General features: G+C 36.0%; 11 protein-coding genes. 2 read left to right on the plus strand and 9 right to left on the minus strand.

The window, feature by feature from the left end:
- Positions 1 to 3: 3 nt before the first annotated feature.
- The 9 genes from BVU_RS13385 to BVU_RS13425 all read right to left on the minus strand — a co-directional run bounded on the left by BVU_RS13385 (position 4) and on the right by BVU_RS13425 (position 10,531).
- Entirely contained in the window at positions 4 to 1,536 is a 1,533-nt protein-coding gene (locus tag BVU_RS13385; RefSeq protein WP_011965679.1) for an aldolase catalytic domain-containing protein, read from the minus strand.
- Positions 1,533 to 2,522, minus strand: a complete 990-nt coding sequence (locus tag BVU_RS13390) for a glycosyltransferase family 4 protein (protein WP_011965680.1) — start codon at positions 2,520 to 2,522, stop codon at positions 1,533 to 1,535. Before BVU_RS13390 ends, BVU_RS13385 begins: the two co-directional genes overlap by 4 nt.
- Before the next feature lie 4 nt (positions 2,523 to 2,526).
- Entirely contained in the window at positions 2,527 to 4,047 is a 1,521-nt protein-coding gene (locus BVU_RS13395; RefSeq protein WP_011965681.1) for a hypothetical protein, read from the minus strand.
- Positions 4,048 to 4,051: 4 nt separating this feature from the next.
- On the minus strand, positions 4,052 to 5,095 hold the full coding sequence (locus BVU_RS13400; protein ID WP_041174457.1) for a CgeB family protein: 1,044 nt from the start codon (positions 5,093 to 5,095) through the stop codon (positions 4,052 to 4,054).
- Positions 5,092 to 6,219, minus strand: coding sequence for a glycosyltransferase family 4 protein (locus BVU_RS13405; RefSeq protein WP_011965683.1), 1,128 nt, complete (start codon positions 6,217 to 6,219; stop codon positions 5,092 to 5,094). Before BVU_RS13405 ends, BVU_RS13400 begins: the two co-directional genes overlap by 4 nt.
- 7 nt (positions 6,220 to 6,226) lie before the next feature.
- Positions 6,227 to 7,054 (minus strand): O-acetyltransferase Cps9vM, encoded by an 828-nt coding sequence (locus tag BVU_RS13410; RefSeq protein WP_011965684.1) that lies wholly within the window; start codon positions 7,052 to 7,054, stop codon positions 6,227 to 6,229.
- Positions 7,055 to 7,627: 573 nt separating this feature from the next.
- Positions 7,628 to 9,145 carry a lipopolysaccharide biosynthesis protein gene (locus tag BVU_RS13415; RefSeq protein ID WP_011965685.1) on the minus strand — a complete coding sequence of 506 codons (1,518 nt, stop codon included), beginning with the start codon at positions 9,143 to 9,145 and terminating at the stop codon, positions 7,628 to 7,630.
- A 527-nt stretch (positions 9,146 to 9,672) separates the two neighbouring features.
- Positions 9,673 to 9,963, minus strand: coding sequence for a nucleotidyltransferase domain-containing protein (locus tag BVU_RS13420; RefSeq protein WP_005843728.1), 291 nt, complete (start codon positions 9,961 to 9,963; stop codon positions 9,673 to 9,675).
- Positions 9,964 to 10,030: 67 nt separating this feature from the next.
- Positions 10,031 to 10,531: a UpxY family transcription antiterminator gene (locus tag BVU_RS13425; RefSeq protein WP_005848120.1), complete on the minus strand. Its 501-nt coding sequence runs from the start codon at positions 10,529 to 10,531 to the stop codon at positions 10,031 to 10,033.
- Positions 10,532 to 10,808: 277 nt separating this feature from the next.
- On the opposite strand from BVU_RS13425, the gene BVU_RS13430 reads away from it, so the two are divergent.
- Positions 10,809 to 11,006, plus strand: a complete 198-nt coding sequence (locus tag BVU_RS13430; RefSeq protein ID WP_005848119.1) for a hypothetical protein — start codon at positions 10,809 to 10,811, stop codon at positions 11,004 to 11,006.
- A 198-nt stretch (positions 11,007 to 11,204) separates the two neighbouring features.
- On the plus strand, positions 11,205 to 13,583 hold the full coding sequence (locus BVU_RS13435) for a DUF3987 domain-containing protein (RefSeq protein ID WP_011965687.1): 2,379 nt from the start codon (positions 11,205 to 11,207) through the stop codon (positions 13,581 to 13,583).
- The last annotated feature ends 29 nt before the right edge of the window (positions 13,584 to 13,612 follow it).

Here is a 13,612-nt window from a genome sequence, read left to right on the forward strand (position 1 = left end):
GGATTATATAAACTGGTATACAGACACGACTTCAATTTCTTTGTATATAGACGGAGTAAGTGATTTTAGTATTTTTCCACTAATGGTGGTATATGTAGCAAATATAGTTCTGTTTTCATTTGTTAGTGCCATTTCTTTTTCAGAAAGTACATTCCCCGGATATCCGTCATAGCCAACAAGATAAATGTCTTGATCAGTAAGTAAAATTGCTAATTGTAATGCTATTGTTGTTACAGAATCTTTGTATTGATCAATGAAAGTTATGTTTTCGAGTTCAAATGTAACATTTTTGGCATACTCGGGAACTTCTGTACCCATAGGACGCGGATATGGCGGTAATACACATATTCCTGAAAGATTTTGGGGATTTATATTATGTGTCAATCTATGCCCTTCGTTACCAACAAGACAATAAAAATGAGGTGCATTTACATCAAGATATTCTCGTGCATATCGAGCTGTGGCAAAAATAATAGCTGTATTAGTATGTGTTTCAATGAAAGACTTGATAGCTTCTTTATGTTCTATCGCATTAAATCCACCACCAATAATTACTACTCTATCAAATTTGTTCTTTATATTAAGTAAAGGATATTTGGCATTATCCTCCATTTTATTTTTTCTGTTATCAAGCGCTCGTATAATACTATTAAATGAATAAACACGATTTGTTACCCAATCCATAACTTCTTTTTGTGGAATATTATTTGCTCCAGAAAGCATGTATGGCAGATTTGTTCCCCATTGATATTTTTCAAGTAATGGAGTAAAAGTGGTTATTATATTTCCAAGCACATTGAAATCAACATTTAATCCATGATGTTTGTTAAGATATGTAAGTAATAATTCCATCTTTAGGTTACCTGCACCACGTCCCATACCTGTAATGGTTGCGTCTATAAAGTCTATGCCATCATCTATTGCGGTAATAGAGTTAATCAATCCTAATTGTAGGTTGTCGTGTCCGTGGAATCCAACGGGAACATGAGTATATTTACGTACTTCTTTAAGTAGATTTTTCACTTCTTTAGGTGTGATACCTCCAAAAGAATCGACCATACAAAATAAATCAGCAATTTTGTCAATAGCCTTCAATTTAGACAAAAATCCATTCATTTCTGCCCATTTTGACATATACATTACATTAAAACCAACTTCAAATCCCATTGTTTTTATAGCTTTTGCTAGAACTATTGCACGGTCTATATTTTGAGGATCAATGGCAATACGTATCATGTCTACCAATCCTATTATGGGCAGAAGTAAATGATTGAGATCTTCAGGGGTCGTGTTTTTTTCATTTAGCATTATTGCTATTTTTTTTGTGGATATATTCCTTAAATGTTTTAAAACAGATACAGGAGTATATCCAAATTTTCCCATATACTCTTTACTTGGTTTATTTCTATAACCAACTTCCAAATAGTCAATAGGAAGTTCGTTCATGGCTAGTATATAAGCGTCGACAATTTTTGAGTTAAAATCCCAATTGGTGTAATATCCACCATCACGAAGAGTACAATCTAATATTTTCATAATGTTTTATATAATTCAAAATATTGTTTAGCTACAGTTTCAATACTGTATTTTTTTACATTATCAATTCCTTTTAATATTATATCATTTCTGTATTGAAAGTCGTTTATAACTCTTATATATGTGTTTCTTATTGATTCTATATTATAGGGGTCGCAAATGGCAGCTCCATTATTAGCAACAGAAATCATTGGTTCGATATTAGATGTGACTACTATTCTTCCAACAGCTTGTCCTTCAATAATAGGCATACCAAAACCTTCATGGCAAGATGGGAAATTTATAATATCTGCATTTTGATATTCTTTCAATAAATCATTGTCACTTAAATTGGATGCAAAGCTATAATCTGTTTTATATTTTTGAAGTAGGTCTAATTCTTTATTTGTTATCTCTCCTATGATACGGAGTTTGCATTTTATGCCATTTAAAGCTTTAATTGTACGTGATAGGTTCTTATGAGGGCGAGTTCCTATATGTAGTATAACAGGATAATCTTTATTGAATTCTTTTTCTTTAAAAGAAAAATTTTTATCCACTTCATTAAAAATCACACTTATTTTATTATTTTTTATAGATATTGTCTTCTTTAATTCTTGAACAGTAAAATTTGAAATACAAGTGATTGCTTTAGCGAATTTTAAAGAAAATATTTGCATTATCCAAAAAAGTATTTTTTTAAGGCCATGAATATCAAAATAATGTCCTAAATCATGAACTGTCACAACAACTTTTTCTCCTAATAAAAAGGGAATCAGATAATGTTCTGTTCCTGTTATATGAACGATGTCGTATTTCTTTGAATTTATGGCTTTTCGAGTTGTCTTTATGTTCTGCCATATACTATTTAGTGAATATTGTGATGTTGGCATATATATGGAGTCAACTTCTGCGTATTTTTTCATTTCTTCTTCAATAGGGCGAAATACTTTTCCTATTGAAAACCCCATACTAGGATGTCGATATATAAAGAGTATTTTCATCATTTTGTTATCGAATAATTTTTTTTAATATGGAAAATCCTATTAAAAACAATATAATATCTTGCCAATATTCGCGTAATAAATAAGGAAGACTATCACATGCTCCTCCAGCATTCCTGAACATTGCTAAAAAAGAAAAAATAGTAGTTAATCCTAAAATAGAATAAATAACTCTTTTGTTGTGCTTGATTATAAATGTATCTAAAAATAGAAATCTTAGATAAAAGAGAAAAAACTCTATTGGAAAATATAAAAATCCAAATGTTAAAAGACCATCGGCTAAATGGCTGGTAACAAGGTAGGATGCAAAAGGAGGACTATTTGTTGATAGTGCTTTTAATTTATCACCACGAGAATAGCGTTCATTTTTGTTATATTGAATACCTAAAGAATTCAATATGGGCGAAGGGAGTAGTGCTATAATTTCATTCCAAAAATCAGAATACATTTTTTCGTTAGCAAAGCCAACTTTCTTTGCATGATATAATGTATTGTCACTTACACGCATGTTACAATAACGATTTAATGCAAAATTGCTAACATAATTTTCCGACCATTCTTTGGGTTGCTCTTTGAGTGTGGTAAGATTTTTTTCATCTTTTATTTTGCGGAGTAAATTCATTTTATCTCTATCGAGATAAGTGTTAATAGTGTTACTGAATAGTTCGGAAGTACTTACTTTTCCACGAATTCCTCGATTGGCAAGCATTGCTAATGATACATCACTTACAAATGGTATTAAAAATATAATAATGAAAATGCCTAATATAATATATTTTTTATTTATATTTTGCCGTAAACGACTTGGATGCTGAATGTATGATAATAAAAATAATAGTGCAAATGTTCCAAATGGTTCTAGTATGGCGTATCTGCTGTTTGTAGCAAATGATAATAATATGATGAATATAAAATATATTACTCCACCTTTATTGAAAACTATAATTTTTTTTAGTTTACTCATTTTATATAGAGATGGAAAAAAAAGCATGATAGGGGCATATTGAAAAAAAGTGAATCCTGAAAGGGCTTTTCCTATGATATCTCCAATTTGAATATGAGTACTCATTAAATAGAACCTAATAATTAATCCAAGAATCCCTAAGCACCAAATAGTATTATCTGATACACGATCATAAAATCCACATTTGTATAGTCTTATTTTTAAGCTTATTAGTGCTTTCTTTTGATTTGTTGCAAGATAAAAAGCTAAAGCTGATATTAAAAATAGGCATGTTTCGCCTAAATATGTTTCGATTGGATTAACGAAGTTGTATCCTATAGAGTGGCATTCTAAAAGGGTTGCTAAAAGTGGTAATATTCGGTATAAGCTCATTGATAAAAATACAAGCCAGCTAAATATGTGTTCTTTTATTGTTGTTTCATTTAAGCCTATTTTGCTAAAAATAATCCAACAGATTAAAGTCATTCCACATCCGATTAGGTTTTCTAATGATGGCCATAGTATAAGTTCAACAGCAATAGCAATAAGAATGATACAATGTCCCCATTTTTTTATTTGTAACATATTGCTATCCTTTTTTATTGTAAATAAGTTTAAAGGCAGAACGTATCATTCCCTCGTTGCTATAACCTGAAGTTATGCACCTTTTACGTCCTGCTAAAGCTATTGATTTACGTTCAGAATCATGTACTAAATAGTATTTACATTTTTCTAAAAGTTCTTCTTTGGAGGAAAAATAAACAGCTTCTTTATTTTCTTCAAACATTGAAAGATGTTCATCAGTTCGTTCTGCCATCATAAAACCACTACAAGCAGGAATTTCAACAGAACGGCTTGTTTGTAAATCGTAGTTTATTTTACGAAGAAAACAAAGGGATATTTTAAAAGCTTGTAGTGATTTTGAATAATCTATCCCTTTTAAACCATGGTCTTCAATTTTTAGATTGGGACTGTAATTTTTGTATTTTTGCCATTCTTTTGTACCAAATACACGTACCTTTATTCCATTGTCTGCCAGATATAAAATACTGTCACAACGTTCTTGTTCCCAACTGCCAACAAAACCGACATCCCCACCTAGTTCGATTCTTTCTTGTTCAGTTAAATTATATGGATGGTGAAAAGTTTCTTCGTAGGAATTATTTACAAAAAAAATATTCTTGGCCCCTAATTTACGCATATTATCAAGAATATAACTTTTATTTGTGAAAAAATAGTCATATAGTGGAATCGTTTCTAAGTATTGTTGAGTTTGATTATGACGTAATGCCATATTGTCTGGAGAATAACTGACTATAATAGTATTAGGAGATATTTTTTTTATATATTTAAGTGTAGAAGGTAATATCGTGTGTCCTTTATCTATCCATACGATATCATAATCTTTATTTTTTACCATTTTGCATATTTTCTCATTTTCCTTATTATTCTCAGGTATACGTATTGGCAATCCTAAAAAGAAAAGATGATAGCATATGCGTCCCCATAATGTAATAGGGTTGAGTTGAGTATTTATTTCATCTACTTCATCTGCAACTTTGTGCAATGCCCAATTTCTGTGTAAGCAAGTGTTGCTCATTCCGGATAGCGAACCAACAGAAAGTATTCTCATAGTAAATGTTGCGTTTTGTCTGAAATAATTTTGTTTATAAAATTTGCATATCTATTGCCGTATGCTTCCCAGGTGAGGTTGTTAACGGCTTCGCCTGCGTAAACCTCATAAAGTTTATCATACTGTTGAAGTGCTTGATTTACAGCATTAATTATAGAATCTATGGTGTAATCTTGAATGATAGTAATGCAGTCTTGAATAGCAATCATTTCTTTCAAGTCTGGTGCTCCTGAGTTTGGACTTCCAACGATAGGTAAGTTACATGCCATGGCTTGTGATAATACCATACCAAATCCATCTTCTCGTGATGGAAATAGAAAGATTTTTGCTTGATGGTAATAATTTATAAGTTTTGACTGGTCAACAGCGTCAATGTGAGTAAAATGAGGTATATTTGTGGGGAATGGAATATCCACAATACTTCCAACATGTAAGAATTTTAGTTTCATTTGCTTCATTGCCTCGATAATAAGATCACAACCTTTGCGGTATGACCATCCACCAACCATAATTACATCATAAGGCTTATTTTTTTTAAGGGTAGGTTTAAACATTGATAAATCTACTCCATAAGGGTTGATAAATAATTTATTCGGATTAAAATTATTTTTTATAAAGCTTTCTTTTACGTGCTGTGAGGCGATTGATATATAATCGGCTATATTATAGGCTTCTAAATTCCTTTTTATGTTGAAAGATGGTATTACTTCTATCTCTTTTCTATTATGGATGTGTTTTAAAATTTTCTCTTGTTCTAAAATATGTTTGGATCCTCGTTCAAATATGATGGTCGCACCATTTCTTTTGGCTTTTTTAGGAGCGAAAATAAAGCCTGTTAAAGATATTAGAATATTGCACTTCCTCATTATAATTGCCATTATTACATCCTGTATTATGTTGCGAATTTTATCAAAAGATTTAAAGTGCCTACTGATATATACTAATGGTGCTAATATATAGAATAGTGAGTAAAAGTCTTCATTACATAAACCATACTTTTTGCACATTTTGGGGGGAACAAATGAATATAGTTTTACATCAAATCCTTGTTTTTTTAGTTCACGTGTTAAATCAACCATGTGAAATCTCCCATGGGATAATAAGTTTATTTTTATTTTATTCATAGTAATATTACATCATGTGTTCAAACCAATAATGTATATCTTTAAAATCATCACTGAGTTCAGAAGTGAGATTATAATTATTGGCTTTTGGGTTGTTGTTGAAAAAATATATAATATCTTTTTCTATTTCGGTTGAGAATATACGCTTTAATCCTGATGTCAAAACTTTTGCAGGAGATCCTCCAAGCATAATAAAATTCTCTTCGTTTTGTGTATAGTCTTTATTCATTAAAGATCCTGCACATATGATTGAAAAATCTTTTGTTTTACTTCCTTTTGTTATTGATGTGCGGTTACCTATCCAATTACATTTTCCTATTAAAATTTCACTTTCTCGCCTTGTTACATTTCCTGTTTTCATATTTAATACAAAATGGAAATTGGAATCAACAAATTGGCTTTCATAAGCACATCGTGTGTATGCTCCAATTTTAATTTTATTAGAACAAATAAATTTAATAGAAGAGCCAAAAAAAGTATAAGCACCAAATATTAGTTCTGCATTTTGTGTTACACGTATTTTATAATTATTACCTATAGCACATGGACCTTCAAATATGATTTTAGAGTTCTTTTCCATGAGGATAAAAGAACTTTTATCAGTACCATTGAAAAATTCGTTATTTCGTCCAAGCTTTATCATGCCAGAGAAAATTTTTTCCGATCTTAATTCAATTTTTCCACATAGCCAATAGAATTTAATAGGACCATATATATATATAGGCAGCTTAATCGCTTGTTTAATAGGAAGTAACTTGAAATTAAAAAACAGAGAATGTAATAATCGCAAACGTGGTTGTGAGCAATGATAAATAAGTTTATCTAATAAGTTCATAATATAATTGTTAAATTGTTTTTTCAGAAAAGGAATATTATTTTTGCTCTTTATTGTTTTATTTTTCTAATCCGATGAGTGTGCAATAATCTAGTACTGATAATTTCATTCATCTTGCGGATTGTGATATTAATATATGATTAGGAGGCAGGACGATTATTTTGTTTTTCTCTAAGAAGAAAAAACTTTTTCTTCTTAGAGAAAGAAAGCTGATAAATTATTCTGTACTTGAGCTGTTAATGTTATATTATCTATTCTTCAAATAAGTAAAGAACTATTTTAGAAATTATTTGGATAGTTAGGTAGCCTTTTTATCAACTAATTTCTTATCTGTTTGATAATATCTTTGGCGTTGAGCGTTTATCTATATTATGTAATCTATCGAAGTAAGAATTTTTTTATTTTGCTGTTGTTTTTGTATCTGCATTCTGTTTGAAAGTATATAATTTGTATATGAGTTATACAATAGAATCTGTATCAGAATATTATAACCATTCCGAACTCTGAATAAAATAGTCTATTTTTATTTCTAAACAATTGGCAATAATCAGAAAGTATATATGTCATTGCTATTTATTTCATTTTATTCTTTAAGAATGTACTTATCATATTTCTTTCTTGTTTGCTTAATCCGATTACTATAATGATTAAACTTAATGAAATGCTGTTTAAACAGAGAATCGAGATTAGCCCCCAAATAGTCTGTGGAATAAACAATGTAATTATTTTGCATATAAACGATGCTGGTATAGCTACAAAGAAACAGGGTTTGATTACTTTTTTAAGCAATTCATTTATTCTTATGATTGAAACTTTTGATGCTATCCATACTCGTATTGTACAAACAAATATTTCATATAATACCATTGCTATTATCAAGGCATTAGGATTATTGGTTGTTATGCCGGCATAGTAGCTGATAGGCAAAACTAATAAATATATAGCTTCGGGCCATATCATAAATTTAGTAATATTACCGGTTGCATATACTGCTGTTCGTATTGTTTCAAAAGAAGCATAGGTAAGACTCAGAAATATGGTGCATTGTGCATAAGTCACAGCATATGGTGGCACATTACCTAGCCAGAGGTGCATGATATATTCCGTTTGAAAAAGAAATGGTATCATTATAAAAAAAATAAGAAATACTTGAAATTTACTTCCTGCATAGACAAGCTTTTTATGTATATCCAGCTCACCATTGGCATATGTTTTTGTTATTTGTGGAGCAATGGCACGTTGCAAATTTTGAGCAAATGACAGAACTGAGTTTTTCAATTGCATTGAAATTGTATATACAGCGTTAATAGCCACCCCGAATGTAAGATTGATAACGAGGATAAACCCTTGTGACGAAAGAACCTGCAAAGCACCGGAAGTAGAGGATATACCGGCAAATTTGCCAATTTGCATTATTTGGTTTTTGTCTATAATCATATGGTAATGGACTTCCGGAAATTTGCGATGGCAATATATCTGATAAGTTATTCTTATTAATATGCTTATTGTTGCCATCAATATAGCATAGATTAATAAACGGCCGGTAGGAAAGTAACTAAGGCAATAGACTGAAGCACATGTTAAGATTACTTGAAGAATACTGATAGCAGCAAAAGCATTCATTTTTTCATGTGCTACGATTAGTGAATTATAAGGAATACTTATAAGATTGACTATACAAGTGAGTACTGATATTTGAAACACCCATTGGGCTGCATCCATACTTTCCGCTGGTATGTTTATTTTGGTATGTAGAAACCATAGACCTCCGACCTCAAGTAGTATAAATATGATTCCGGACAATAAGAATATGACATTTAAGCAAGAACAAAATACTTTATTTGGATCACCGTTATCACGTCCTATTTCATAGGTCAGAAAACGTTGTACGGCATTGCCCATTCCACCACTGAAAACAGCGAACATACTGACAATACTACCAACGACACCATAGATTCCCATATCCTCTACACCAAGATTGGCAAGTGTTAAACGTGTGGTATACAAATTTAACCACATCGTAAACAGCATACGTACATAAAGTAAAATGGTGTTTTTAGCTAAGCGATTTTTGTTAAAATTGTCAGACATTGATGGATGGAATGTTTATTTTAAAAGTTTTTCTTCTATTTGTTTAATAGATATCTTTCTGATTTCAAGAAAAAATGTTATTTTTAATGAGCTAATAGTCAACAATATGAATTTAGAAAATTTCTTCCAATTAAGTTTCTCTTACAGGATGGGTCAGGTTTCATTTACCAACGAATGAATCTTGTTTAATATTAACCATTTCTTTATGGAATTCTATATTCCGACCCAAGATAGGATATGAACCTTACCTCTTTTTCATACGGTCACAGATCGAGCGACTGCTTTTTTATAAATTAGTAGATGGTAGAGAAAATCTTATTTAACGGTGAACTTCTAAATGCGTTTGCTTCCTCTCGATAACTTTGTTACGAAGTTTATGTTATAGAAAAAAGTTTCGGGAAAGAATAGCCTGTATCACACCTCAAGCGTGTCTGTTGCCTTTGAAGGCACTTTTGGAAAACAGTTCATTCAAAATGACGGTAACATCCGTTTCAAGCAAAGAATAATTCTGTGAATTTTCTTTTCTGTCATATCAGTTGTATTCCGTTTTTCAAGGCTTCCTGCACTACCGGTGAATCCTCATGGTCACCGATGACGTCAATCTTTTGGTCGCCCAAATGCAGTTTCAAGCGTGCGGTCATGCGGATGCGTGCCAATACACCCTTCTTTTCTCCCGTGCTGCGGACTAATAAATCAATATCTCCTCCACGCTTTTCGTCATTCAGACGGGAACCGAAGAGATATACCTGCACTGTTTCACCATAAATATCTTTAGCTATTTGGATGATGGTCTGTATTTCTTTAGATTGCAAACGCATGCGTTTATTCTCCTTTCTTACCGCAAAGCTACAAATTCCCCTCCACATTTCCTAGCGTCCGCCATCCTTATTTCATCTTCTCCACAAACCCCACCGGCATATCAACCCCAGCACATCCCAGCAAATCCAGTCTTACCACCACTTTCGCTTTTCCATCCACTTCCACCAGTTCTCCTTCCAGACCCTTTAGCGGACCTTTGACCACCCGTATCAATTCTCCCGGAGCCAATGGCGCGGTACACATCTCCACCGCCTCGTCCGAATAATCCAGCATAAATTTGAACCGTTCCATCTGTTCGTCCGGAATCACCGCCGGAGTATGTTCGCCATGCAGCACCATATACCGGCTGATGGCCGACAACGTGAGCACCTGCGAACGTTCGGCTGCATCTACATGGACAAAAATCATCATGGGGATAACCACCCGTTTTATTTTCTTTTTCCGGTAAGTCCATTGGCGGATTTCTTCTTGTACAGGCAGGAAGTTCTCTATGTTCATTGCGGTCAGCCGTTCGGCCGTCTTCTTTTCGTGGTGAAGGCGGACATACGCCACTAGCCATTTTTTCATATTCGGAGGAAGGAAAAGTAATGTTAGATGTTCTAAAAAATGAAAGAAATGATGCCTCTTGAGCACGCTACGCTGTTACCTGTGTCATTCCCAGGTAAGCTTGTCGTTAAATTCTGATGCAAATATAGACATTTTTTTACGATAACAAGCTATTTGTTCGCAAAAAATGAAAAAATTAACAAGAATGACGTATTTATTTATACTTTTGTGCTTTTTATATTTTAAATGATATTAACATTGTGGAAAAATCAAGATTTATAAGAAAAATAGTGGCAGATTGAGCTTCCTTCAAGAGTTGGAAAAAATCATGGCCGGATATCGCCTGTCCGGTGAAGGCTACACTGATGAGGAAATGAGAGTTCTGAAGCGCATGTGCAAAAGTATGTTGGCTGATATAGACGAGTTTCTGCGGAAAAAGGAGGAAAAGAAGAAGAAAGAACGGAAAGAGAAGAAAAAGAGGAAAGAAAGGAAATAAGGAGCAAAATGTGAAAAGACATTAAAAGGAAGTCTCCCGGTTATTTGTACACTTGTATCATAAATGGGTATTGTAAATCAGTGCTTTACATTGGGCAAGTGTACAATTTTAACTTTTGATTGTATGGGTTTGCAATATACTTTTGCTTTCATGGTGGAGGGAAATGCCCTCCTTTTGATAATTTAAATTCATACATGAATGGTTTATACCGATTTATGCTCTTTCTATTTCTCGGTGTTCGATGAACATGCCGTGGATATGACATTGGAAGAGTTTGTGAAGCTTCTGCGTGGCGAACGCTGGAAGGTGCAAGTAGAAGAGTATCAGCGCCTGAAGGCTTCGGGCAGGGAGACAGAGGCCAAGAAGTTAAAGAGAAAACTGGCCGCGCTGGTGATAGCCGGGCGTTGCGATGGGAGCCATGCCGAAACCAATCTGAAGCAGTGGAGCGGGGACGCCATGCTGGATGTGGATAAATGTAACGGCCGTGTGTCTGAGTTCTTGCAGGTCTTGAAGGACACTCCTTGGGTGAAGGCGGCATGGCGCAGCGTTTCGTACGACGGGCTGAAACTGGTGGTGCGTGTGGAAGCGGAGAGTGTGGACGAGTATCGTATGGCATACGCGTTGGTGGCATGGCACGTGGCGCAGCTTCTTGCCTTTCCCTGTGACATGAGTTGCAAGAATCCCACCCGTCCTTGCTTTGCATCGTATGATCCGGAGGCTTTTTTTCGTCCGGATACCGAAGTTTTTCCCTGGCGGCGCTTTGTGACGGAGCATCCCGACAGGGTGGGGGAGATTCTGGCGGAGCTGAAAGTGAAGACCCCGGCAGGTGCGTCCGGGCCTCCCGTTGCGGCTTCGGGCATGTTGCACACATTCTTCAACGAGTTCCTGGAGCAGAATCCCTTTGTGGATGGCAAAAAGAATGAGTTCTTGTTGAAGCTGGGACGTATCGCCCGCTATAAAGGAGTGGGCGAGGAAGAGTTGCTCCGGCTGAAAACGCTGGCGGTGGAAAGGTTGGCGGGTATGGGGTGTGCCGCCGGGGATATACCTCCGCGCATAGACTCCGGATACCGGTATGCCGACATGAACAAGGGGCCCGAAACACCTGTTTTCAGGGCTCACAAGGCTCAGGGCTCACCTATGCGGTATTCTGAGCCCAATGAGGGGGAGGAAGAGGCTGAGTTAGAGAAACTTGAGGCTGACAAGTTGCGTCGTGAAGTTCCGTGTCTTCCGGATGAACTGTTCGACCGTTTGCCCGACTTTTTGAAGCGTGGTTTGACGCACGTCCGCAACAAGCGCGAGAGGGATATTCTGTTGCTCTCCATGATTACCAACATCAGCGGTTGCCTGCCGGGGGTGAGGATGAATTATGGAGGAATGGTTTATTCCGCCGATCTCTATCTGGTGGCTTTGGCCGGTTCGGGCAGAGGAAAGGGGGTGATGCAGCTGGCGGCAATTCTGCCCGCAGCCATTCAGGAGTATTACGATGAATTGAACAGGAAGGATGAGCGTGAGTACCGGCAGAAGCTGCTGAAGTGGAATCTGGAGGAACGGCTTGCCGCTCAGGAAAAGAGGGTTCCCGATTTGGACCAATGCCCGGAGATGCCGGTGGAACGCATCCTGAAGGTGGCTCCCAATATTTCGAAAAGCCAGTTGATACTGGCTTTGGAGGCGGGTGGAGCGGTCGGCTTGGTGATGAATGCCTCCGAGCTGGACATGATAAGTTCTGCCATGCACCAGGAGTATGGAAAACATGATGATGTGATGCGTGCCGCTTCCCAGCACGAGGAGGTGTCTTCTTATTTCAAGACGGATCACCGGCTTGTTGTTGTGAGTGATCCTCATCTGGCATTATGCGCTTCGGGTACTCCCGCCCAGTTGCATAAATTTATTTCTTCGCTGGAGAATGGAATGTACAGCCGTGTGGCTTTCTATGTGGGACAGGCCCACTGGGAGTATAAGTCGGCAAACCCCGGCAAGGCCCGGCTGGATATGCGCGCTTATTTCAAAGGGATGGGCGAGGAGCTGCTGCGTATGTTCATCTTTCTCTCCGGATCGCCTACCGAGGTGGTTTTCACCGAGGAACAATGGAAAGAGCATACGGAGCGTTTCAGAACGTATCTGCGTGAGGTAGTGGCGGAAGATGATGATTCTCCGGGGGCCATTGTGCTGCGCCACGGACTGATGATGTCTCGTATTGCCATGGTGCTGACTGCATTGCGTAAGTGTGAGCCGCAATGGAATACATCGGAGTGGAAGTGTTCGGATGAGGATTTCCATACGGCGATGCAGATAGTGGATGTGTTGCTGGAACACAGTTTGCTGCTTTCCACTTCCATGGATGATACTGCCGGAAGAATCAGGCCGGTAAAGGCTTTTTTCAAACTGCGTCCCGTCTTGAAAAAAATGCCGCGCGAGTTCACCTATTCGGAGCTGATGGCGGCTGCCAATGAAGCCGGGTTGCCTACAGCATCCGTGAAACGTTATTTGTTGCGTTTGGTGTATTATCAAATCGTTGAGAAAGAGGATGGTAAGTATAGAAAGACCGGTAAATCTTGGCTCAGAAAACCGCCTAAGTGAGCCCTGAGCCTTGTGAGCCTTAAATGCAG

It is taken from the genome of Phocaeicola vulgatus ATCC 8482, assembly GCF_000012825.1.
Lineage (GTDB): Bacteria > Bacteroidota > Bacteroidia > Bacteroidales > Bacteroidaceae > Phocaeicola > Phocaeicola vulgatus.

Bases quoted from the DNA above. Each gene is read 5' to 3' on its own strand.
- BVU_RS13385 (WP_011965679.1), bottom strand. From the start codon at position 1,536: ATGAAAATATTAGATTGTACTCTTCGTGATGGTGGATATTACACCAAT.
- BVU_RS13390 (WP_011965680.1), bottom strand. From the start codon at position 2,522: ATGATGAAAATACTCTTTATATATCGACATCCTAGTATGGGGTTTTCA.
- BVU_RS13395 (WP_011965681.1), bottom strand. From the start codon at position 4,047: ATGTTACAAATAAAAAAATGGGGACATTGTATCATTCTTATTGCTATT.
- BVU_RS13400 (WP_041174457.1), bottom strand. From the start codon at position 5,095: ATGAGAATACTTTCTGTTGGTTCGCTATCCGGAATGAGCAACACTTGC.
- BVU_RS13405 (WP_011965683.1), bottom strand. From the start codon at position 6,219: ATGAATAAAATAAAAATAAACTTATTATCCCATGGGAGATTTCACATG.
- BVU_RS13410 (WP_011965684.1), bottom strand. From the start codon at position 7,054: ATGAACTTATTAGATAAACTTATTTATCATTGCTCACAACCACGTTTG.
- BVU_RS13415 (WP_011965685.1), bottom strand. From the start codon at position 9,145: ATGTCTGACAATTTTAACAAAAATCGCTTAGCTAAAAACACCATTTTA.
- BVU_RS13420 (WP_005843728.1), bottom strand. From the start codon at position 9,963: ATGCGTTTGCAATCTAAAGAAATACAGACCATCATCCAAATAGCTAAA.
- BVU_RS13425 (WP_005848120.1), bottom strand. From the start codon at position 10,531: ATGAAAAAATGGCTAGTGGCGTATGTCCGCCTTCACCACGAAAAGAAG.
- BVU_RS13435 (WP_011965687.1), top strand. From the start codon at position 11,205: ATGGTTTATACCGATTTATGCTCTTTCTATTTCTCGGTGTTCGATGAA.